The sequence below is a fragment of the Photorhabdus tasmaniensis genome, from assembly GCF_011189505.1.
GTDB lineage: Bacteria > Pseudomonadota > Gammaproteobacteria > Enterobacterales > Enterobacteriaceae > Photorhabdus > Photorhabdus tasmaniensis.
In genome coordinates, this window is the sequence record NZ_PUJU01000016.1 from 84,104 (window position 1) to 107,885 (window position 23,782).

Annotated in this window: 18 protein-coding genes and 1 pseudogene; all 19 read right to left on the bottom strand. The window is 43.7% G+C overall.

Annotated elements, in window-relative coordinates:
* Positions 1-42 precede the first annotated feature (42 nt).
* The 19 genes and pseudogenes from C5471_RS09770 to C5471_RS09860 all read right to left on the bottom strand — a co-directional run bounded on the left by C5471_RS09770 (position 43) and on the right by C5471_RS09860 (position 23,161).
* A complete protein-coding gene (locus C5471_RS09770; protein WP_133814568.1) occupies positions 43-1,056 on the bottom strand; it encodes a cytotoxic necrotizing factor Rho-activating domain-containing protein in 1,014 nt (337 codons plus the stop codon).
* 105 nt (positions 1,057-1,161) lie between these two features.
* A pseudogene (locus tag C5471_RS09775) lies at positions 1,162-1,833 on the bottom strand (Pvc16 family protein); the annotation flags it as partial.
* A gap of 24 nt (positions 1,834-1,857) precedes the next feature.
* Positions 1,858-3,942, bottom strand: a complete 2,085-nt coding sequence (locus C5471_RS09780) for an ATP-binding protein (protein WP_133814569.1) — start codon at positions 3,940-3,942, stop codon at positions 1,858-1,860.
* A 9-nt stretch (positions 3,943-3,951) separates the two neighbouring features.
* Complete coding sequence (locus tag C5471_RS09785) at positions 3,952-5,607, bottom strand: contractile injection system tape measure protein (RefSeq protein WP_133814570.1); 1,656 nt, start codon at positions 5,605-5,607, stop codon at positions 3,952-3,954.
* A 56-nt stretch (positions 5,608-5,663) separates the two neighbouring features.
* Positions 5,664-6,887 (bottom strand): tail fiber protein, encoded by a 1,224-nt coding sequence (locus C5471_RS09790; protein WP_133814571.1) that lies wholly within the window; start codon positions 6,885-6,887, stop codon positions 5,664-5,666.
* Between the two features lie 101 nt (positions 6,888-6,988).
* Positions 6,989-10,348 carry a hypothetical protein gene (locus C5471_RS09795; protein WP_133814572.1) on the bottom strand — a complete coding sequence of 1,120 codons (3,360 nt, stop codon included), beginning with the start codon at positions 10,346-10,348 and terminating at the stop codon, positions 6,989-6,991.
* The gene (locus C5471_RS09800) at positions 10,341-12,197 is read right to left on the bottom strand and encodes a hypothetical protein (RefSeq protein ID WP_133814573.1); all 1,857 of its coding nucleotides are present in this window, start codon (positions 12,195-12,197) and stop codon (positions 10,341-10,343) included. Before C5471_RS09800 ends, C5471_RS09795 begins: the two co-directional genes overlap by 8 nt.
* 83 nt (positions 12,198-12,280) lie before the next feature.
* Positions 12,281-12,697, bottom strand: coding sequence for a hypothetical protein (locus C5471_RS09805; RefSeq protein WP_133814574.1), 417 nt, complete (start codon positions 12,695-12,697; stop codon positions 12,281-12,283).
* Positions 12,694-13,140 (bottom strand): GPW/gp25 family protein, encoded by a 447-nt coding sequence (locus tag C5471_RS09810; RefSeq protein ID WP_133814575.1) that lies wholly within the window; start codon positions 13,138-13,140, stop codon positions 12,694-12,696. The genes C5471_RS09805 and C5471_RS09810 overlap by 4 nt, the downstream gene beginning before the upstream one ends.
* Before the next feature lie 12 nt (positions 13,141-13,152).
* Positions 13,153-14,754, bottom strand: coding sequence for a phage baseplate assembly protein V (locus C5471_RS09815; RefSeq protein WP_133814576.1), 1,602 nt, complete (start codon positions 14,752-14,754; stop codon positions 13,153-13,155).
* Positions 14,751-15,434: a CIS tube protein gene (locus C5471_RS09820; protein ID WP_133814577.1), complete on the bottom strand. Its 684-nt coding sequence runs from the start codon at positions 15,432-15,434 to the stop codon at positions 14,751-14,753. The genes C5471_RS09815 and C5471_RS09820 overlap by 4 nt, the downstream gene beginning before the upstream one ends.
* Positions 15,421-15,600, bottom strand: a complete 180-nt coding sequence (locus C5471_RS09825) for a DUF5908 family protein (RefSeq protein ID WP_133814578.1) — start codon at positions 15,598-15,600, stop codon at positions 15,421-15,423. Before C5471_RS09825 ends, C5471_RS09820 begins: the two co-directional genes overlap by 14 nt.
* On the bottom strand, positions 15,597-16,055 hold the full coding sequence (locus tag C5471_RS09830) for a phage tail protein (RefSeq protein ID WP_133814579.1): 459 nt from the start codon (positions 16,053-16,055) through the stop codon (positions 15,597-15,599). The genes C5471_RS09825 and C5471_RS09830 overlap by 4 nt, the downstream gene beginning before the upstream one ends.
* An 18-nt stretch (positions 16,056-16,073) precedes the next feature.
* Positions 16,074-17,282: a phage tail sheath family protein gene (locus C5471_RS09835; protein WP_133814580.1), complete on the bottom strand. Its 1,209-nt coding sequence runs from the start codon at positions 17,280-17,282 to the stop codon at positions 16,074-16,076.
* Positions 17,283-17,336: 54 nt separating this feature from the next.
* Complete coding sequence (locus C5471_RS09840; RefSeq protein ID WP_133814581.1) at positions 17,337-18,740, bottom strand: phage tail sheath family protein; 1,404 nt, start codon at positions 18,738-18,740, stop codon at positions 17,337-17,339.
* An 11-nt stretch (positions 18,741-18,751) separates the two neighbouring features.
* Positions 18,752-19,843: a phage tail sheath family protein gene (locus C5471_RS09845; RefSeq protein ID WP_133814582.1), complete on the bottom strand. Its 1,092-nt coding sequence runs from the start codon at positions 19,841-19,843 to the stop codon at positions 18,752-18,754.
* A 62-nt stretch (positions 19,844-19,905) separates the two neighbouring features.
* Entirely contained in the window at positions 19,906-20,355 is a 450-nt protein-coding gene (locus C5471_RS09850; protein ID WP_133814583.1) for a phage tail protein, read from the bottom strand.
* 751 nt (positions 20,356-21,106) lie between these two features.
* Positions 21,107-22,081 carry an Rpn family recombination-promoting nuclease/putative transposase gene (locus C5471_RS09855; protein WP_166295833.1) on the bottom strand — a complete coding sequence of 325 codons (975 nt, stop codon included), beginning with the start codon at positions 22,079-22,081 and terminating at the stop codon, positions 21,107-21,109.
* Positions 22,082-22,210: 129 nt separating this feature from the next.
* Entirely contained in the window at positions 22,211-23,161 is a 951-nt protein-coding gene (locus tag C5471_RS09860; protein WP_133814584.1) for an Rpn family recombination-promoting nuclease/putative transposase, read from the bottom strand.
* Between the last annotated feature and the right edge of the window lie 621 nt (positions 23,162-23,782).

Here is a 23,782-nt window from a genome sequence, read left to right on the forward strand (position 1 = left end):
ATTGGCGTGTGAAATTTTCCCAGCCCTATTATTTTGGGCAGATTATAACAACCGTTTTTTGAGTGAATTAATAACCTTAATGGTATTGCCTTTCTTGCCCGGCGAAACAATAGCATCCTCCGATAATACTTTGATGTTCACCTTGCCTTTATCATCCCGGGCCAGCAGCGCATAGCTGTAACCCGCTCTGATAGCCAGCTTTTCAGGTTTGATTTCGTCATAGTTAAAAATGCTGACATTTTCTGCTGTGTTATCAATGACAACTCCCGGTTTTCCCATATAGGTAATGACACTTTGATCATACTTGGCGAAAATATTCACTAAATCATTATTATGTTCCCCAACTGTAACCGGCTCGCTATCCGGTAAAAGGGCTTGATGGCTCTGATTGGTCGTGACAACACCCTGCCGCCCTGTTTTCCATTCATCATCACCCGGTTTCTGCCCCGTATGATAGGCAAAGAAATCGTTATCCTTCACCGCATACATCATGGTACAACCGCTCAATGCGCCGGACGTGATAATGACCGGGCATTCAGGTTGTATATCCGCCAAAGCAATTTTTATCCCTACGGTTCCCGATGCGCCATTGACCACATTTATACCGATGATATTGGGATCCAAGGTATTTTCTCCCCAATGCACGCCTATTGTTGCCGAACCTGATTCGGAAGAGGTGACCTGATCGCCGTTAAATCCAGCAATAACACCATGAAAAGGATTTTTATGATTGGCGTGGCTATCTTTCAGCGGCATCGGTTGTGCCAGCTTATGGTGACTGTCATAGCGATGAGCTATGACCGGTAGGTTAATTGGCGCATCCTCGCTGCCCACCAATAGCCCCCTATTTTTTAGCGGGGAAATATGCCCTTTGTTAAGCTCTCTATCCGTGAGAAATTGTTTTAATCCTTTAGGTCGCTTGTTTTCATGCTCTTTTTTCACAGGTTGGAGGGTAAGAGGCTCATTTCCATCAGAAAAGTCTGATAATGGTGATATCTTAGCGGTATTTTTAGAACGTCGTCTGGATGTTGTCTGAGAATTAGCACGTTTGAACATGAATAAGCCCTCTTAAGTCAATTATTTAATCAAATACCGTTTTATATTGGCGATTCTTGTGATGTTTTATATCGAGATAATGCTGATAAGAAATTACTTTCTGAATTGAACATCTTCTGTATCACCTAAATCGGCACATAATTTATCTTTTAAAACTTGATTTATTTGTAAACTGTCCAGATTGGGTTTTTGATCCACAGAAGCGGAGATTTTGCTGATGGGGGTCACACTCTCTTCAATATTTTGCAGTTTCATTGGTACGGTAATGGAATACATCAAAGAGAGGCGTGGACGATTACCAAGAGCTTGCCAAAAATTACCCAAGCTGTTTAAGTTTTCCTGTTGTGGAATCACCCGGGTGTAGGCACCGGGAATGCCGGTTAATTGGCGATTATTAATTAAGGCATTTAAAACCCGTGTCATCACTTGTGCGGCTTGATTATTGGGCTGACTATCCGGGCTGGAACTGTCGCTTGATGGCTTACTGGCATCCCAGTAAGTAATTAAATAGTGACAATTGATATTTACCCATCCCGGTAATAATGTGCTGGTCATCGGGTTGTAACGTCTTGGTTCGGCAGTACGTAATTGCAAGTCTTCATTGATATCATAAAGAAATACACTTACCGTCGGTTCCGATTGAATGGAGTTAATTTCGGGTAGATCAAAACGTATATCAATCTTATTTCCATTGGTATTTAAATGTTGGGATAAAATATTATTTAATGCGTTATTAACTTCAACAATCGCATTGTCGGAAGCAACTATTGTTGTCATATTGACTCCAGTTTTATGAGTTTATTAGAAAACCAGCCGGCCAGTTTTATTTAATTCGAGAGTAACTGCCCGATCTATATGTTTATTTTCGATTTGTTCACAGTGATCATGTTTTGCGAACATGGATGCTAATAAAGCAATATTTCTGATATTAGCGCCGGTTAAATCAGCCCGTTTAGCCAGATGTTCAAAATCAAGTTCATCGGCCAGTTTAAGCTGGTCAGGCCAAATGGTTTGCCACATTTTTTTACGTAATGCTTCATCGGGATAAGTGAAACGAGTAATAAAGGTGAAACGGCGGTTAAATGCACTGTCCAAATGACTGCGATTATTGGTAGCCAGAATGACTAATCCGGGATAATTTTCCAGCCGTTGTAATAAATAAGAAACTTCAATATTGGCATGTCTGTCTTGGGCGTCTTTGGTTTCACTGCGTTTACCAAATAAAGCGTCGGCTTCATCGAAAAACAGTACGCCGGAATCGGCTTCGGCCAGGTCGAAAATCCGGGAGATATTTTTTTCCGTTTCACCGATGTATTTATTCACCACAGTAGAAAGATCGACTTTAATCAAATCAACACCAAGATATCCGGCAATCACCTCTGCGGCCATGGTTTTGCCGGTCCCGGATTCGCCATAAAATAGCGCACTAATGCCGGTGCCGTAGCCTATTTTTTCCCGAAATCCGCCAGCCAGAATTTGTTCACGGTAATGAATAGCCGCGATAATTTCTTGTAATTGTTGAGTTAATACATCTGAGATGACCAGATCATTAAAGTTGCGTTTGGGGGGTATTCGTTGAGCTAATTTACCGAAATTTTGTTGAGTGCGAAAACTTAATGCCTTATGCAGATCGGTTTCTGTTAATTGGCCTTCTGATTTTCGCAGTATTTGATATTGGTATGCTTCTTCAATAATCAGTGGTAATGTTTCCGCTGTAAATGAAAAACGCTGACACAATTGAGTGACGCTCATTTCCTGGATTATATTATTCGGCAAGTTTGCTTCCAACATCGTTTTTTTATCCGCCAGTGTGAGGGCTGGCATATCAATTTGCACTATTGGCAGCTGTTTAAGCCAGACTAACGCCTCTCCCGGCTCTGCCAGACAAATTGTTTTTAATTTTGGCTGACTCAGTAAAGTGGATAATTCGCTATGCGATATTTTCTTTTCATCTGTGAGTAAAGAAAAGTTACGGATTAATAAGCAGGCATCGTGTAGCCGGGCTTCCCGTACGGCGTTTGTCAGTAAGTTAGATATTGTGGTTTGGCTCTCTTCGTCAGGCAGGAGAGCTAAATCGAGAGTTAAGGTATTAATATTATGGGACGCCATAATATGACTGACCGCTATTTCTCTGGCGCTGTCCTGTTTTCCTCTAAGTATAACCAGTGGGTGAATATCGTCTGTTTTATTCAGTAATATTTTTTCGAGTGAATGATAAAGGGTTTGTGGATACCAACTCTCTGAGTCTGGAGTACACCAATAAACACAGGTTGTCAGAGGCGGTAAAATAACCTGTTGTCCGGATAGAAAATGCCAGACAGCGCTATGAGTTAAAAATTGTGTCTGTAGCCAAATAGGTTCTTCGTGGTGATTGATTCGTAATAGTTGGTTACTGATTAACGGTGTTTGCGGTAAAAAATTGTTTTGCAGTAATTGCCGATCACTTTGGCGTTGGCTAAATAGTTCAATCGCTAAAGCAAAACTCGGCCACTGTTTTTTACTGTTACCATTGAGAGCAGCAAATAGTGCATGATACCGGCTGTCAAAATGCGGCAATAAACCCAATAGTAAGGCATCCCGTTCAAATTCAGTGAGTTCAAAACGCTCAACTAATAGTGATAATGGATCAAGGGTAGGGTTTTGCTCTGTTTCTGGGGAGCTAATAATATCTTCCGTTTTAGTTAGCCAATGGGGAATGCCCTGTGGTTTTGTCAGACGTTGTTCTAATTCATCTTCGGCGAGTAAAAAACTTTCCGGTAAGGAGTCGTATTTGTCACACTTTTGGTAATAGTAATGCTGTAACCATAGATCGATACGTTCCAAATGGGGATAAATCCAGTGTGATTTTGCCGTTATATCGTGGTTAATTATCAGTGAGTAATCCATATAAACCTTCTAAATATTTTGCCAGTCGATGCGTAAAGGGTGATCCAACCAGGGAAGTTTGGCGATATTTAATGGCCACGGCCAATCAGCCAACAGCGCATCAAATGGTTGATGCTGGATAGTGATTTTGATTGCTTGCTCGTCTGCCAGTAATTCCCCCGGTCGTTGTAAAAACAGTTGGCGGACATCATTACGGCTTAATTTTTTCCAGCCGGGAAGTTGGCTAATAACCGCATCCAGCCATTGATCTGTTATCAATTGTTTTTCCGGCTCGATAGGGATTGATTTAATATCTTTATCGGCTATTAGCCCACACAGCACGTAATTCAGTACTTTTCTTTCTGCTGGTCTCTCTTCGGTGCCCCAAATCAGGTAGTCAAGTAAATTAATGGCATTGAACTGAGCCTGACGATGGATAAATTTCTGTGCTTCAAGCAGGCCAAGTTGATTAAACAGCGCGGGTAGCATCGGCCACAGAATTAATATCCCGGCATTATTTACTTGGCGTGTAAGGGGGTGTTCAGGTAATAAAGTCTGCTCAGCGTGTGGTTTGTTGATGGTTTGAAGTGGGTTATGGTTATTTGCTCTGATAACCGATGAGTTATCTGATATTGATAATGCTTGCCGATCTTTGTCGGTTACTTTTTGATTTATCGAATGTTGATATTTCTGAACGCTTGACGAGTTAGCGCTACTCATGAAGGGTTTTATCTCAGATCTATTTTTACCCGTGTGGTTTGGTATAAAGCATTCCAATAGATATTGGTGTTCTTCAACCGACAGGTGCTTTTGGCAAAGCCGTGAAACAGCAGCTGTTTGCCAGAGTTGTTTTAGCCAATTATTTAATGGGATATTGTGGGTCATAGTCTGACGAAATAACGTAATAACAGACGCGGCATTAAGTGTACCGTTACTGAGTTCAGTTGTAATACGCGAGATGATTTTTGCATCGGGTTTAAGTATTTCCTGTGCATTATGCCGCTGTATATATTCCAGTGCATTGAGTATCAATTGCCCGGAGGTGGTAATCGCTTCCTGATGATGTGGTTTATTTACCCTTTCGGATAATCTGTGATTAATAGCGCTCAATAAAGCAGGCTGTTTGATAGCTAAAAGCTGTTGTAGGCTATGTTCAGATAAACAGCTTTTTGCTAATAATAACGCTGATTTGTTTTCTATCCGTGTTAATTGATTTATTAATTGCTTAATCTTGATATCACTATTTTTATTATTTGATATTGCCTCCGCTGGATTTAATTGGGGAGCTTTTTGATATAAGGCGTGAATGAAATTCTCCGCATCAATGAAATTATTATCGCCAGATAAAGAAGGATTATGGGTGATTTTATTTAGCATTGGTGCATTTAGGCGAATTTCTTCCTTATTGTTTATCTGATATTGGCTTAGTGCTTTATTTAAAGCAGAATTCAGCCGGATTGGAAACAGTGAATTAAAGTCATGTAAGCTTATTTCGCCAAGATCCAGGGTTAATGTTTCTAAATAGATATCTTGATTAATAGAGCGTTGAGTAAAGAATGTATTAAATAAGTTGTTTATATTAGCTTGATTAAGTAGGGAGCCATGCAATACTTTTTTAGCTACCTGTTGATTATTAGCCTCAATCGTAATGGTAATCCGATTTAACAGATTTGGCTCCGAAGTCATATTGATATATCCTTTGTGATTAATAGATAATTAAAATTTCAATTGTTTAATAAATGTTAGGTTTTCATGATGAAAGCAAGAATGTAATAAGGGGGGATAATATTAGCATTCGCATCAACTGCATGAGTGTGTTCTTCTCCATTCCCAGTGTCAGATGTGTAAAGGTAATGAGGATTAACATCATTTCCAGAAAAAAGATTTCTTTTTCCACCTAATGTAGAGCTCATAAAGTCAAGTTTGCCGGGGTTATTATCAATTTGTTTGCTTTCTTTTGTCTCTTTAATATCACCGTATCTTGAGCCTGTGCCGTCATAATAAGCCATTCCCCCTAGATGATTATGTTTTGGCATTTGATTCAAAGAAAGTTTTGTGCCTTTTATTGTGACCGTGAGTTTTTTATTTGTTGTGCTTATTTTGAACTCTTTAGCATTGGTATTACCTGAAGCTTTGTCACTATTCTTTCCATTAATACCAGAAAAATTTCCACCTAAAATAAATCGATCGAGTAAATCTGGTGTACCATTCTTACCATCACATAATGCCCACCCAGTAGGAGCACTACTGCCAGAAAACATCACAATCATTCCTCTGGGAAGTACTTTGTTGGGATCAATACTGACGCCGTTTGAATTAACCGTGATACCGTTACCTGCTTTGACTGAAACACCATTGCTATCAACGTTAATACCATTACTGGCCTTAATATCTAACCCATCACCTATTTTTATCCCCCAACCAAGCCTGACAGATATCCCTGTGGACTCGACATTGATCGTTTTATCTTTAACCTTTACAGAGACTCCATTAGTATCAACATTGATGCCATTGTTGGGTTTGACTGAAACACCGTTGCTATCAACGGTAATACCGTTAGCCGGTTTAACGGCTACGTTATTGTTATTTACAACAATTCCATTACCTGTGCCAACGCATATGCCATTGGTTTTATTAACCAGTCCACTACCAAGGTCTACAGATAAAATATCTTTTTCGAGTATTAATGGAGAAAAGTCTTGGCTGGAAATCTCCCCCATTTTTAAATTGAGCGTACCGTCATCACCCAGTTTCAATCCTTTTCCTGGGCCATTTTGTTGTGGTGCCAGACCACAGGCTTTGCGGCCCATATCAGCAATATTAATCAAGTCGGCATAATCGGTTTGTAATGGAATACTGCCTTCTTTAAAACGCTTTTTTAAATCATCTGCTGATGGGGAGCTTGATTTAAGATTAATATTTTCCAGATTGAGTTCTGCACTGTACAGATTATATTTTTTTGCCATTTTTATCACCTTATATTATATGTGTTATTACACTAAGATATATTTAAATAATAGATAAGTTTTTAAAATATTATGATGTGGAAATAAATGAGGAGCTTGTTTTATATTTTGTTTCCATCATAAATAAAATGAAAGCCAAATTTTGTCCGTGTTTCTCCTTTAAGGTCATTAGAATCAGATAGGTAATTCAATGATAAAATGAGAGGTTTTTCGGTATAGAATAATGCGCCAGAAAGATCCTGATTATCGCCTAATACAAACCCGTAATAGAATGACCAGCTATTTCCTGCCGGGAGATCATATAAACTCATTGCTTTCCATGATGAGTTAAGCCCTACTTTTTTTCTTCCTTTAATATGCAATATCTCATCGGTAATAACACCATTTTTGTTTTTCTTAACTTTGACATAGTAATCTGTCCATGCATTAGCTGATTCCAATATCGCATATTCAGGCCCTATTTTATTATCATCGGTTAAGAAAACCAGTTTTCCTTTATTATCTACAGGTTGATATAGAAATTCTGAGACAACAGTGGCTTTATCACTCTCTTTATTAAGGTCAATATCTACCCGTATTACCCTTTTAGTATAAGGCACATACAGGAGCTGATTGGATTTTATGACGTCTTTGTTCCATTTATCGTCAGATTCACCAACCACCTCAATACGCTGCTGTTCGGTGGCGATTCGCATACTGCCAATACCCGTTGCGGCAGAAGGTAGTCTTCCCAGAGTTAAGGTTTCTAATATATGGTATGCTTCATCCCCTAAAGGTGCGTCATTGTTTTGCCAGCGTTTATAGGTGTTGGCAAAATCTTCAAAATGTTCCTCTGAAAGCCAATGAATAATCATCGAAATATGCGCCGGGAATTCAGCTAAAATCTCGGTTTTCACCCAAGATTCCAGTTTGTAAGGATCAACACGCTCATTCTCAATGAGTTGGCGGTTAATTACGACACTCACTACAAATGAAAAGCGATCAGCCGAAGCATATTTTTCGCTGGAGAAATACCAGCGATAACGCCAGGCTTCTGTTTCTAATGGAAAGTTACTCTGTGAGTCTTGGTTGCGTTTAATTAATATTTTACCCTGAATGCGATCAAATTTAATTACGCGCGCTTTGAGTTCATATTCGGATTGCGGTGCAGTACGCACTGCACAAGCTGATATTTTTTTCGATGGTCCAGCGGGGGTAATGACATATTTCAGGGTGATTTCGTCATCGACTTTGATTAAGGCAGGGAAGGGGCTTTGGGCGCTGGAGGTAATCCAACGTTCATCTTCGGCAGCATTTTGATACGTCTCATTGGCATAAACCAGTTGATAATCCATATCTTCCAGCCACACTGGGCTATTTTGCCAGCGCAGCTTGCTATCATTAAATGCCTGTTGCACCCTGTGCAGATTGTGCTCCAGATCCGTGCTGTTACCAATTCCAAGCGAGAATGTATCTCCTGTCACTTCGGTGATCATTTGGCCCCGTAACGGAAATTCTCTGTCATCTTCAAGGATGATCAGGTTAATTACCTGACCTTGCAGTAACCGGCCGGCTGAATTTTTCTGTGTGATCCTTAATTGATCATCTTCAATTTCCAGAGCATCAGGCTTTTGCTTTATATCGAATGTTGTATCGGGTTTTACCGGTAATAACTGGCGATGCTCAATTAAATAGAAAGGCAGTTCAGCCAGATCGGGGGTTTCGCTGAAACATTCCCCACCTAAACCCAACCGGGCTGCAATCCGTTTTTGCAGTGCTGATACTTTATCAATACGAATATTATTACGTTGATAGGTGAGTTCCGGTTGTTGAGCCAGATAACCGCGTTGGGTGTCCAGAAAATCTCGTGTGTCTAGTGTCAATGGTCTGGCTGCACGCTGAGTGCCAAAATAACCCAACAGATAATCCAGAATTGTCAGCTCTTTTGCATAGTTTGCATAGTCTTGTTGCTGAATATCATCAATATAGATTTGTGAATCATGACTGAGCCTGGTCATTAAATCAGGCATGATATTTTGATGAACGTTCTGGCTGACCATATTATCTTTAAAAGGCCATTGCACACCGTATACGGCTTCTCCCCGTTGTTTGAACGCCAAGAGTTTCGGCAACAGAGCGAGTTCAGCGCAGCCGTTAGCCAGCATTTGTTCAAAAGGCAGCATAAATTGGTGCAACTGTATTTGTTGTGGGGTACTGGCGTAGGCTTGTAATCCATAGCAGGCGGGTAATTTATTGCTCACCGGGTAGTAATCCAGGACTTTACGATGTTTGCCCCAGCCCAGTAATTCAGGCTGGGTATCAATCAGAGGCTTTGCAATTATTTTTTCTTCCACTTGTTGCTTAGATACGACAACTTTAACCCCACCTTTGGCGGTAATAGTGAGTGGGCTGGTTGGTGAGGTAATTAATGTTAATGGATCTTTTTTCCAGAGTCTGGGGTAATATCCCTGAGCAATTTTCCAGGACCAGTTATCTTTCTGACATGGAGAAATATTGCCATCGTGCTCACCTAATGTAAATCGGGTAATACTTTGTATCCCTGTGATTGCCAGTAACTGATTAACCAGGTGGCTGAGATTTAATAGAGTCGTGCCGGTGTAATCTTTGGCTTGAGGTAATTCCGGTATCCAACCGTGATGTAAATAAGGGCCGGAAAATATCTCTTCATTACTGTAACCCTGTTCTTTCATGACTTGGGTGGTATAGCGTAATGGTTTTGCCAGTACCATCTGTTCCGCTGTCATATAGACTTTGGCGAAGATATCGGCAATATCTTTAACATCATCGTCCAGCTCAATATCAATCTGTAATAAGAAATCCGTTGGTTTTAGCCAGATAATGTTACTGACGGATTCCCCCAGATTTCGATTATCCTTTAGGAAAGCTTTCAGCCGCTCTTGAGCCGGTGTTTTATTATCTTCCGTTTCTCGGTTGGGGAGTAAATAAAGCCAGTAGTTTCCTCTGAGTGCTAATGGGCTATCTGATCCGGAATTTTTAAAGCTGTATTCACGTTTTTCTTTGTTGTACCAATATTCATAGCGTTGATTGTCAGGTTCACGAATGAGCTGTACATCGTTAAAGAAAAAATAACCTTCACTTGTTTCATTGACGGTGTCGCTGCTATGTAAGTCCAGTAAAGCCCGCCGATAATCTTCCGCAGTGATCGGGCCACACGTCAGTATTTGTTGCGGGCCGAACTCTTTAGGGAAAATACCGTCGCCGGATGTCTGGTCTTCTTTTTTAGGCGTAAGCAGATCTTTGAGCGGTAATGAGTGACGGTAAGCCAGATCGGAGGCACCATAACAACACGCTTCTAATAAGGTGATGCCGGGATCATTTTCACTGGTATTGCTCCAGCCTTGGCCGGATTGCTGTTCAATCACCGTTTTGGCCTGAGTGAGTAAGGCATCAAAGGTAATGTCGTCTTTGACGATGGGAAACAGGGCGTCCTGATTATTCATTGTTAACTCCTTGGCTTGAATCTGACCAGACTAAAATCAGCACTTCATCATCGGCGGCCCCGATACTGTTACCTACGGCAGGGGTGGATAGGTCATCTTTAGTGGCGCTGATATGGCTCTCCGACGGGATAACTTTTTCCAACGTTAAATCCGTGACCCGTTCAACCAGAGGGGATTGTTGGATGGTGGCGAATAATTGGTAATAATCAATGTGGTTACCTGTCGTCACGCCGATAGCGGCATTTTCTCCCCACGGCATATATTTTCGGCTGAGTTCCTGCTGTAGCTGATGATGACCATAGGCGGGGTTAATACCTGAAATAAATTTCACTTGATAATTGACATTGACGCTAATGTATTTTGGGTTCTTGATCTTAATCGTTGTCCAAGGGCTGCTTAATTGGCTGATCCACTTGACCATCTCTGTCAGCCGGGCCGGATTTAACGTTGGGCGCAGCGCATCATCGTTATCTTTGTAGCGGCTGTCGGGGATCACAATCAGTTGTTGTTCTTTCGGCGCTGGGATTTTAGTTAACTCACTGGCAGAAGGGTATTTGACATCAAATAAACTGACAAACTGCTCTTTTAGTAAGGTGACAATGTTTCCCCAGCTCAATACCCGGTTACGGTGAGATAACCGGGCTGGGATCCGCGTCAGGAAGGTTTGTTCAGTTTCTTGTGGGTGACCATCCCAGGAGACCCAGGGTTGAGTCACACCACTGATGGCAACAGATGTATTGACCGGCTGTTTAATGCTTTCTGCGGCTAATCCGTTGATAAAGTGCTCCTGCTCAATGGTTTCTACGTTGATTAACTTGGCGGTGGTGGCGTTATACAGGATGCCTTTAATTCGTGGGTAATCTTGGGCTTCAATCTTATTGGTTATCTCGGCTTTCAGCCAATACCGTCCCGTTGGCATCAGGGCTGCCTGATTTGAAGCATCCTGTGGCAATAGTGTGCGCCAGATCCCCCGGTCAAACAGGTTACGGGTTTGGTCGTGGACTAGTTGATTGATTGGCTGCCAGATATTTTTCTGATTTAGATAAGACCAGGATAAATTAAGTGCTTTAACACCTTCTGACTGCCAATATAAAGATAAAGTTTGTCCCGGTAATACATTGGTAAAGCCTAAGTAGAATGTGTCATGGGTTAATGACGATATATTTGCTTCGCCCCAATTCAGGTGGTCAGATTGGACCTCAAGATCATGAGATGTTTCGCTAAAAAGTTGAATACCGTTTTTGGGGAATTCAATGTTGTCTGAGTCACTTAATAGTATTGCTGATTTCCAGACATTGCCCACTTTTCGATACCAACGCAGATCGGTTAACTTTCCCTGATTCGCCAGTAAATCCGTATCAGATGCATATTGTAACGGATTACCGGCATTGTCTTGCCCCGCATCAAACCGCGTTCCTTGGGCTACCAGAAATTCTGGGTTATCCGTATTCAGCGTAATACCGATAGCCACTTTATCCGCTTGCGCGCTTTTAGGTTTCAGCCCCAATAATTCCCGGTAATAAAGATCACGATGCCGTGCCGGGAAGGTATTTAATAATCGGTTGGTTGTTTCTAATAGCGTTAAAAAAGCCAATACAAAAGCTTGATGTGCTGGTAAAGATCCATCCGTTTGATTAATGTTTTGGTAAATATCCGCTAATTGCTGAGGATGATTTTCCTGAATAAAATAGAAACTGTCCCAGAACTGATTTTTGGCTTGATCGAAAGGGATATTTTCAGCGTAGGTTTTAAGCCAGTTTAAAATATCCAGCGTACTTCTTTCATCAAGTTTAAACGCAGTATCCGGCACAATAGCAGAGAGTTTATTATCTAACCCGGCCTGTCCCATATTTATACCACCTGTTATTCGAATATTCCTGATAGATTTTCAGGAGAGCGTTGTTATTTAAAAATAAGATTGAAGGGGACTATTTACCCGGCACTGACAATATATTGACTGGCAATAAAACGGCCTTTGCCCATACTTGGCGTTGTGACATCCGGGCCACTTGATGGATTATTTGCCGGTTGTGACGGAGTAAAACGGGCGATAAATTGCTGGCCGACAACAATCACCGTGGCAGGGCTGCGGCAAAAGTTTGCTTGCTGGCTGGCATCCAACTGAGCAATGGTGACCATCCCCATGCCGGGTACCGGGTGGCTGGGGGTAATATATTGCGCCTGGAGTTGGACCTTTTTTTCATCGCCGACAATGGCGATCTTTTTGCCCTGAATTTGGGCGTGTCCGCTGCCCCGGATGGTTGCTGGTCCCAGAATAGTGACCTGCCGGTTACCGAATAACGGTTCGAACAGCAAATTGTCGCCATCCACCACCAGTTGTTTGCTCATAGGTTCACCCGTAACTGGCCCTCGCTAACTTCAAGGACACCTTCAAGTTGCTGGCTGATTTCGCTGCCTCTCAGGGCGTAACTGACCTGAATATGCAAGGTATTAGGTAAATCTATTCTCTGGTTCACTTGGATCTCGGTAATATTTGCGCGCGGTTCATAGCGCAGTACCCGCTCTTCAATCCGGGTTTGAATCTCTGCCATCAATTCGTCACTGATATTGGCAAACAGATAATCATTCAGGCCACAGCCGTAATTTTCCCGCATAATCCGTTCGCCGGGTTCGGTGAGAAAAAGGATTTTCATATTCTGGCGAACATTCTCTGCGCCTTCCGCGATGGTGACGCCGGTGGGTATTTCAGGATAAGCATTATCTTTTATCGAAAACTGTGGCGGAAATGCCCAGCCCCGACCATAAATATCGGCTAATATTTTGTCTGTCATCGTATTGCCTTATTATTGTGTTAAGTTAATTTTCGTACCTTTAATATCGACCCCGGATTTTCCCGTGGCTGACAGGGATTTTTCGGCCTGTAGGTTAATTTCCTGGGCATTAATAATGAGATTCTGAGTGGAATTAAGCGTGATATCTTTATCCTGTTGCAGCGATAACGTATTTTTTCCGCTATTGAGTGTGAGCGTTTTATCTTTATGGTCGAAGATTAATTCCTGTTGATTATCTCCTTGTTTGATGACCAGAGTTTTCATTTGATTTTTTTCACTGGGTTCTATCGGTGCTTTATTTTTCGGGTTGTGCATGGCACCTAATATCACCGGGAAACGGGGGTCGCATTCAAAGAAACCGATAATCACCTCATCCCCCGGTTCAGGATAAAAGCAGAATCCGCTTTCGTGGCTGGCATAAGGTTTACCTAAGCGGGCAAAAAGCACACCGTTGGTTAAGCTTAAGGCGGGGATCCTGACCGGAATACGCCCCAGCGACTGGTTATCTTTTTGGTATTTTTCCACGATACCCACATGCAACTCTTTAACCGGCGGTACAACCTGCTCGGTCTCCGGCAACAAGCCCAGAGTTAGCCGGGTGCGCCAGCCTTGCCGCTGATTAATTGTCTGACTCACGCCGGTGATAATTCCCTGACCATCCATTCCTTGACCAAAGCCGCTTAACGCCAGGAGATGGCCCGGTTGGTAACGATCATGGCCTTCAACTTCAAAATTGCCGGAGACATTATGATTTCGCCGGTTATTCAGGATGCCCTGAGCAAGATGTTTGGCTTGTCCGTTATCCAGCGGATAGCTGAGAACCCATTGCCACTCCTGACCGGTCAGTGGAGGCAGATTATCTGCGGCGAGTTGACCGCGGCCAAGGCCACTGCTTTTTGCCTGATTTGCCTGCGATAATTTTTGTTGGGCGATATCCCAGGATTGCACACTCACTGTTTTCGGGCTGCGCTGGTTATCCCATTGCAGATTCGCCTCAAATAGCACCACATCCTGAGCGTTGGCTTGCGGGTGGATGGTATGCACGGTTGACTGATTCAGCGATTCAGGGGTGATCAGCGTCACGGTGTCATGGCCGGGCAGCAACCAGGTATTGGTGGCGGCCAGTCGGCTTTTTAAGAAGGCCCAGTCATGACAGCGGAACTGCACCATTTGCTCATGCACCGTTTTCAACTGAGGCGCTTGTTTTATCGTTACCGGTACACCTGCTTGGCTGAATAGCTTTCTGATAATCGCTTCATCACTCTGTTGGCTGAAAAGTTGTGAATGGAAGTTGTGCGTTAATTTTTGCAACGGATGTTTGGCTGTCAGGGTGATGATACTGTCCTGACCTTTCAGCCCAAGCGCTTGCCGAACGATGATCCCTTTAAACAACACGGTTTTTTGCATCTGCACGATAAGTTCATGATTTGGGCGGCAACTTGCCAGTTCAGCCTGAGCTTTAGCGTCAAAAATATGGCTGGCGTCACCGGCGATACCCAGTGTGATGTTAACCGAGGGAATGCCATTGATATGATGGTTTACTGTTAGGCTGATAACAGTAAGTTGATTGAGCGCTTTGCCGCCTATCTTGATGGTTATCGTCGGTATTTTCATACATCCCCCTTGGCTTGCAGCGTTTGTCCGGGAGTGAAATCGTCAAGATTATCCAGCTCGTTTTGCCAGGCTAGAGAGAGATAATCAATACCGCCTGCCAGAGAAGCGCCGGCACCTAAGGCGATCAAGGGCAGAGAGAGCATATCGGTGACGCTGACCGCGGTGACCGGCGGCGATTTTAATTGCTGCTCGGTGGCCTGAATAACCAAGCTTTCGTCCGCCACCAGAGATAAAGTGGCGCTGGCCCGCAGTGGTGTGGCGTCCCGGTCAAACAGGGTGTAATCAATGCTGAGGCCGCTGGCCCGGCCAGCGAAATAGCCTTTGTTTTCCCAGCGCATTTTGCCCCATTTGATTTTCAGAAAGTGGGGCACTTTGGTGCTGGCATCCACGGCACACAGGGCTTTCAACGTCGCCAGTTGTTTTTCTACCGGCGTGTTGTTGCCGGGCATCGTGGCATCAAACAGCAGGATTAACGACAGGCCCGCAGGTTGGGATAACACATAACGGCTGCTCTGGCTGGCACTGTTAACGCTTTCATCCTGATGATAGCGGGTTTGATAATCAAGCTGGATGGCATCGGGGTTGTACATCGCCTGTAAACTGCCCACGGCGGTTTTCCCTTCCCGGTCTTTGAAGGCGGTGAGGGTAAGTCTGGACAGATTACGTTCAATTAAGCTCATAATGGCCTCCTGTTTCACGCAATGCGTCCAGTACTTCCCGTTTCACCCTCTCAATCAGACGGGCGTTATCCAACGTTTCCTGCGCTAATGTCCGTGGAGCGACAGGGTCATTCGTTGAGTCGATGACTTTGGCCTGAATAATCAGTTCCTTAATTTCGACAGTCATACTTTCACTCCTAACCAGCGCATATCCTGATAACGTAATTCCAGAGAGTTCACTAAAACGGTGTTGCTATTGGCATCAAAGTCGCCGGTGGACCAGCGCACCGGCAGGGCATTACTTAACGTCCAGCTTGCCACGGGGATTGAATTTTCATTCAGCAGCATAATGACGACATCGGCATAAACCGCTTTTTCACCGCGCAGGACGCGATCAAACACCAACGTGAGTGGCGTCACTGTCATCACACCGCGCTCCAGCACCAGACTGCCGTGCTGGATCTTCTCAGCCAGCCAGGTATTTCGGGCGTTTTCCCCGCCCTGGCTGTGTTGGCTGGTTTGCAGCTCACGGCTGAGGCCCGATATACGCTGGAAGGCGATATCAAGCGGGCTGGGGATATTATTAAAAAGAAAACTGGCGATAAAACGGTGTGACACCGACGGGGTGTATAAATTGTTCATATTTTGCCCCTGCTTGATTTAATGGGTGATTCCGGAACGGGTATCAAATGTCAGGCTCAACTCGATAAATTCCGCTGGAATTAATACTGATAGCCTGATTTTCAGGATCATTTTCCCGGCTCGCAGATCGGTTTCGCTCATTGATTCATCAAGGCCCAGTAACACTTCAAATGCTTGATCTTCCTGTGTGCCTCGCAGTCCGCCTTTTAACCATAACTGACGCAGCCAGTTATAAGCCTGACCTTTGAATTTCATCCAGGTGATGGCGTTATTGGGTTCAAAAACAAAAGCGCGGCCCAGTTGGGTCATATGCGCTTCGATATAGGAAACCAGACGGCGGGTTTGAATATAGCGCCAGGGGGAGCTGGGTGTGTTGTCCAGGGTGCGGCATCCCCAGATTTTAATCCCTTTGCCGGGGAAGCTGCGAACCAGATTCAACGAAGTGCCATTGGGATTAAACAGGCCATCGGCTTCAATATAAGCGCGTATCGGGCTTACCACTTTGGCTAACGCGACATTAGCGGGTGCATGCCAGACGGCCATTTGGTTATCGTGACGCTGGATAACGGCAGCAACCGCTGCGGTAGGTGAAAGCACGACAGTATTTTGCGCGTTATCCTGATAGGCACTGTTTAGCCTTGGCCAGTATACGGCACCCCATTGTCGATCATGTGAAGAAAACTGCGCTAAACATTTCTTGGCCAATTCAGGATTATCCGGGGCATCCAGCAATCCCATCATGCCGCGCTGGCTTTTGCAAAGATCGAGTACCGATTGCCAGGATCCCAGCCAGAATTGAATTTTGTCGTGTTGAACGATGTCTGAATCGGGATCATCCATCTGATTAAGGTAGACAAGATCAGGCACGACAATCAGCGTGATTGCACTCTCTGCGGTAATTGCTTGTTTAACCCAATCCTGTTGCAGTGTGGTGGTCAACGATTGAAAATCGTTTAGTGGTTTATCTGTTCCCAGTGGCAATACATAGGCTTGTTGACCCCCATTTTCAAAGAAGTGACGCACTGAATAGTACATCAATCCTGATCCCTCAAATGACAAGGTAAAATCGGCCAGTCTGGTGAGCTTGACGGCGGTTTTATCGCTGACACGGCTATTTTTGGCCGGTTGGGTATGACCAATAAAAACCGGTACACCGATAAATGCATTATCCTGTTTCTGGGATATCAGGCTCTCCGTTATTGTGACGCCAGGCGGTTTTATGTCCATTATCGTCTCCTCAATGACTGAATAGACGCGGTATTTAACCGCGTCTCAGTACGGTTACTGTGCTACATTTTGTGAAAATTGCAGGATAATAAATTCAGCCGGACGTACCGCCGCCATCCCCACTTTGACGATCATTTTCCCTTGTTTAATGTCTGTGTCGGACATGGTGATACCCTGACCAATCTGAACAAAATAGGCTTCCTGCGGGTTATTACCGGCCAGCGCGCCTTGTTGCCAGAGTTGATGGAGATAGTTGTCAATAGCTGACCGGACCCGTTCCCAGGTGGGTTGGCTATTGGGTTCAAAGACAGCAAATCGCATTGCCTGCTTGATATCCCGTTCTGCGCTATTAAATAAACGCCGAACCGGAATGTAGCGCCAGTTGTCATCATCTTGCAGAGTACGCGTACCCCAGACGACAAAACCTTTGTTGCTGAAATAGCGAATAGCATTGATACCTTTTTGATTCATGGTACCTTGCTCATCTTCCGTGAGTCGATCCGCTACATCACTAATACCGCTGAGAACAACATTCGCCGGCGCTTTCCAGACGCCACGGCTGGCATCAGTGGCGCAATACACGCCCGCCATGACTGCGCTGACAGGAATAATGTTGCTTATGTTCTGTATTGTATCAACAGCCTGTTGATAGACACCCGGATTCTGCTCTTTGAGTTGTGTCAGATTTTTAACTTCGTTTGATGCCGCATCCTCGTAACCTGAAACTGTGATCAGGCTATCTTCCGTTTGAATAAGCTGTGAAACTTTCACTGCGGGATAATACGTAGCGGTTTGTGATCGCACATTAACGCTGATTGCGGTTGTTTTATCCTGATTGTCGGCGATAAGAAAATATCCGGCATCCAATAAAGGGGTCAGATTGCCATATATCGTGCTTTGGTAAGAAGGATCCTGTTCAGGGCAAACGATCAATGTAATGTCCAAAGCCTGCTTAATTAACTCAGGGATTAAAGCCCGAGTTTTAGTCTCTTGTTCCAAATCGGCAATTGGCAGGATATAACAAGGACCGCCGCCATTTTGGAAATAAAGTTTTAAAGCATCACTGCTTGTTGTGTAGGTACCGACAGTCACCTCGTAGGTGTAACCGGGTTCTTTATCTTCCGCATGGGGAGCGGCTTTTACCGCAGCAGCAACTTCTGTTTCTGTATCGTTCTTGACTTCTGCATTGCCTTCGGCTGTTTCAGGTTCTACCGGTTTTTCAGGTTCTACAGTAGATTTGGTTGATTTAATGACTATTGACGTAACACAACCCACATGAAACAGATGAGTGAAATCCAGCCAGCTACTAACGCGAGTCACTTGTGGCGTGGTGCTGGTTTTTTTGGGTGAGAAACGGCCAATAAAAACGGGGATTGCCGTATTTCCATGACTGACAGAAAGCGCCAGTGAGGCATCTTCTTCAATATAGACGCCAGGATAAGTTGGTGTTGTTGGCATATTGCCTCCGATTATTGAGCGATGTTCTGCGTGAACTGCAAGATAATAAACTCGGCTGGGCGAACAGCGGCCAGGCCCACTTTGACGATCATTTTGCCCTGCTTGATATCATCATCGGTCATGGTGACGCCTTTACCGATTTGAACAAAGTAAGCTTGTTCGGCTTTATTGCCCATTAACCCGCCTTGTTGCCAGAGGGCATAGAGATAGTTATCGATAGCCCGGTGGACGGCTTGCCAGGTGGGTTGGCTGTTGGGCTCAAACACCGCGAAGTTCATGGCGTTTTTAATATCCCGCTCTGCGCTGTTAAACAGACGGCGAACCGGGATATAACGCCAGTTATCTGTGTCCTCAAGGGTTCTGGCTCCCCAGACCAACGTGCCGCTTTTAGGAAAGGTACGGATCATATTCAGCGCCTTACCTTGGTTATATTGTGCTTGCAGATCATCGGTTACCGGGTATTTAGGTTGCAATCCTCCTTGAATCGCCACATTGGCCGGTGCTTGCCAGACTCCCCGGCTGTTATCGACACTGGCATAAATGCCTGCCATGACAGCGCTGGGTGGAATATCAACGGAGGCTTTCTTCTCTCCCCATTCAGCGGTCAGCCAAGGGTAATAAACTGCGCCATAAGCGGTGGCAGTATAAGACTTGAGGACATCATCTGGTTTTTTGTCCGAAGTTATTTGATCTTTTGGACCATCAAAAATGGCGAATAAGCCTTTGCCCGGTTTACAGAGTTGCCCCGCAACCTCATTGATCTCCTCTCCGGCAGCCACCAGCAATGTGACATCGTCGAGTTTTGGAACTTGTTTTGCTAAATTTTCGGTTCTGATGAGATAGCAATATCCGCCGCCGTTAATAAAATAGGCGCGCAGTGCAATATCAAGTGTATTGGTAGGATCAAATTGCCTATTTGTGAGTGCCAGATAGTCTAACCAGCTATTAATACGGGCGGGTGCATCATCTGATACAAATGAATTTTTATCGTCGCTGACGGCAACGGCAAAAACAGGCACGGCTGTTGCACCGGAACGGACAGAGAGTGCGGGTGAGGCATCTTCTTCAATATAGACGCCGGGATAAGTTGGTGTTGTTGGCATATTGCCTCCCATTATTGTGCAATATTTTGAGTAAACAGCTTTATAAAGCGAACATTAAAGACTTAAGGCGCTTGAATAGTGACTCGATCGGCTGTCAGGCTAATTTCCTGAACAGCAACTTCATTGCTGGTGGCATCAAAAGCAGGAGAGGTTAAAGAGGTTGGGAAAGCATTTGCCACGTTCCAGGTCATTAAAATTTCAGTACCGGCTTCGTTAGTCAGGCTGATTGAAATATCTTTTTTCTCAACCTGATTAAGCTGGATGGAATTAAGCCAGTCGAACAGTTTTGTATCACCGGAGAAGACACCTTTACGCAGGGTAATATTGATCGCCTGACGTTGACCCGGCATCTTATAGTAATTACCGGTGCCGTCCTTATATTCGATGACATCATAATTAATATCGAGTCCGGAAACGTTGTTAAAAGGGATTTTTTCATCACCGATTGAGACAACAAACCGGTAAACAGGAATCGGATAATCAACAGCGATTTGTTCTGGAGTTGTAGCCATAATTTTTTTCCTTGATTAGTTATTTACGTTGAAAAGATAAACAGAGCGTTATTGCTTTGTTTTTGCTGGCATTGAGCTATGGGTATAGCTACCGCAGCAACCTGACGTAGAGGTTATTATTTGTGCTGAAAAAGTTTACTTGTCGATTATTTAAATCGTTCTTAATAAAGCGTCATGATTATAATTAATGAATCTTTAAGGGGAAGATTAATTATTAATGGGTGATAATTATTAATTGGTATGGCAGGGGTTACCCATTTTAGGTATTAACGCAGTTTTATTTGGTTTTAGTGATAGGAAAATTATGAATGGATAATTATTTTCTATTTTATCGATCAATTGATGATAAAAAAATCGATAGGTAAGTATGATTATACAAATCGCTATAGGAGAAGTAAGCTTGGTGATATAAGAGGGAAAGTATCTCTTCCGGTTAGTAAAAGAAAAGATAGTTTTATTGCGGTGCTAGTAAAATAGATTTTTTACGGTGGTAATAAATAGATAAAATGAAATCATGTTTGAAGTTGGATTGTTTCTTTAGGGCGACAGATAATACATCTATTATATACCCGTTATCTTTCAAGTTGCCTCTTTGTTGGCTGTGCTTGCTCACCCCGGTCACATAGTTTGCTATGCTCCTAGGGATTCACTCCCTTGTCGTTGCGATGCATCTTGAAATCCATAGGGTATAAATAAAAACAAAAATGCCGATTTTGAATATCGGCATTTTACTGTAAAAGAGAAGATTAATTTAATGCTTTAACGCTTCAATTTTATCCCGGCTCAGTCCGGTACTGGTGACAATAATATCCAGGTTGACGCCATGTCGTAATAAGGCACGAGCCGTTTCCACTTTACCTTTCTCTCGGCCTAGTTCAATACCTTCCTCTCGACCTAGTTCAATACCTTTTTCTTGGCCTAGTTCAATACCTTCTTCTCGGCCTAGTTCAATACCCCGCTCAAGCCCTTTTTGTTCAAGCTGTTCTGCAATAGTCATCAACATCGTTTCATGCTCCGGAGATTGTTCAATCAGTTGATGGACAAATTGGGAGAGATCCAGCGTATGTCCATTCAGTAAAATATAGCGTAACACCACATTGCGCTGCTCGGTTGTATTATACCCTGCATTCAGGAGTTTCACTAATTGGGGGACCCATTCCAGCATATCCCGGCAGCGAATATGTTTTTGCACCAGTTCCATCAGGGCAACCCCTTTATGCGTCAGGATCTCTTCATCGCTGAGCACACTGACGTCCACCAACGGAAACGCCTGACGGTATAAGCGGGCCGCCTGTTCAGGGAGCGTAAAACAATCCAGCCACCGGTTTGTGTAAGGATATGGCCGAACTTCCCCATGATAAAACAGCAGCGGCGCGACCAAAGGGAGTTCAGTATGGCCTTTTTTCAGGTGGGCCGCCATAGCTGACATGGCATAATACATCAGCCGCCAGGCCATCAACGGGTCAGGGGTGGATTGATGCTCAATCAGACAATAGATATAACCTTGTCCCCGGGCCGTTTCAACCGAGTAGAGCACATCACTGTGCAGTTGACGTAAATGCCGATCCACAAAACTGCCGGGCTCCAGTTTCAATGTGGCTAAATCACACAACAACTGGATCTCTTCGGGCAGATAAAGGGATAAAAATTCCCTGGCCGTTTCGGGCTGCGTTAAAAAATGTTTGAATAATGCGTCATGGTGAGGCTGTTTTTCTTTCTTTGCCACAATCTGTTTCTCTGTCTTATCAGGTAGTCATTACTACTCATTGTCTATCCCCGTCATCCATAGGGTATAAATAAGAACAAAAATGCCGATTTTGAATATCGGCATTTTACTGTAAAAGAGAAGATTAATTTAATGCTTTAACGCTTCAATTTTATCCCGGCTCAGTCCGGTACTGGTGACAATAATATCCAGGCTGACGCCATGTCGTAATAAGGCACGAGCCGTTTCCACTTTACCTTTCTCTCGGCCTAGTTCAATACCTTTTTCTTGGCCTAGTTCAATACCTTCTTCTCGGCCTAGTTCAATACCTCGCTCAAGCCCTTTTTGTTCAAGCTGTTCTGCAATAGTCATCAACATCGTTTCATGCTCCGGAGATTGTTCAATCAGTTGATGGACAAATTGGGAGAGATCCAGCGTATGTCCATTCAGTAAAATATAGCGTAACACCACATTGCGCTGCTCGGTTGTATTATACCCTGCATTCAGGAGTTTCACCAATGGGGGGATCCATTCCAGCATATCCCGGCAACGAATATGTTTTTGCACCAGTTCCATCAGGGCAACTCCTTTATGCGTCAGGATCTCTTCATCGCTGAGCACACTGACGTCCACCAACGGAAACGCCTGACGGTATAAGCGGGCAGCCTGTTCAGGGAGCGTAAAACAATCCAGCCACCGGTTTGTGTAAGGATATGGCCGAACCTCCCCATGATAAAACAGCAGCGGCGCGACCAAAGGGAGTTCAGTATGGCCTTTTTTCAGGTGGGCCGCCATAGCTGACATGGCATAATACATCAGCCGCCAGGCCATCAACGGGTCAGGGGTGGATTGATGCTCAATCAGACAATAGATATAACCTTGTCCCCGGGCCGTTTCAACCGAGTAGAGCACATCACTGTGCAGTTGACGTAAATGCCGATCCACAAAACTGCCGGGCTCCAGTTTCAATGTGGCTAAATCACACAACAACTGGATCTCTTCGGGCAGATAAAGGGATAAAAATTCCCTGGCCGTTTCGGGCTGCGTTAAAAAATGCTTGAATAGCGCGTCATGGTGAGGCCGTTTTTCTTTCTTTGCCACAATCTGTTTCTCTGTCTTATCAGGTAGTTATTACCACTCATTGCCAAGGTATAGTATTTCTACCAAGTTACAAAAAACATTGTCTCAGATTTCCTCAGGCAAATCTTTACCGAATGCATTAATAGAAGAGCCTAAAGAATAAAATATCAGAAAAGGACAAACGAGAAAAAACATTATATTTACAACAATTACTTTATGAAAGCTATTCATTTCAATCAGTTTTTAACTTGCATTCGCATAATAATAATCCCTCCTCGTAAAAATATCGATTACTTATATTTTCGTTAATCTTGGATGTTCAGATCGCAAAAATTTGACTGAGTTCCATTCAGATGATCTATTATTTTGAAATGTTATTTAGGCAGCAACAAAACCTCTGCTCCACTTAGTTTATAAAATTTTTTATTAAGTGGAAATGACAGATCTTCTGAATAAGCTTTTATTTTAATTTCACCAGCATATTTTGTGATGAGAGCATAAGCTAGCCCTAATCTTAGGGTGAGATCGCGAACGTTATTTAATCAAAATCGTTCAGTTTGACCCACGGAGCTACTTATGATCTCATACTCCTTTTTTCAGGAGTGCCCCCATGAATATCGACGCTTTTTCTCAGTATTTCGG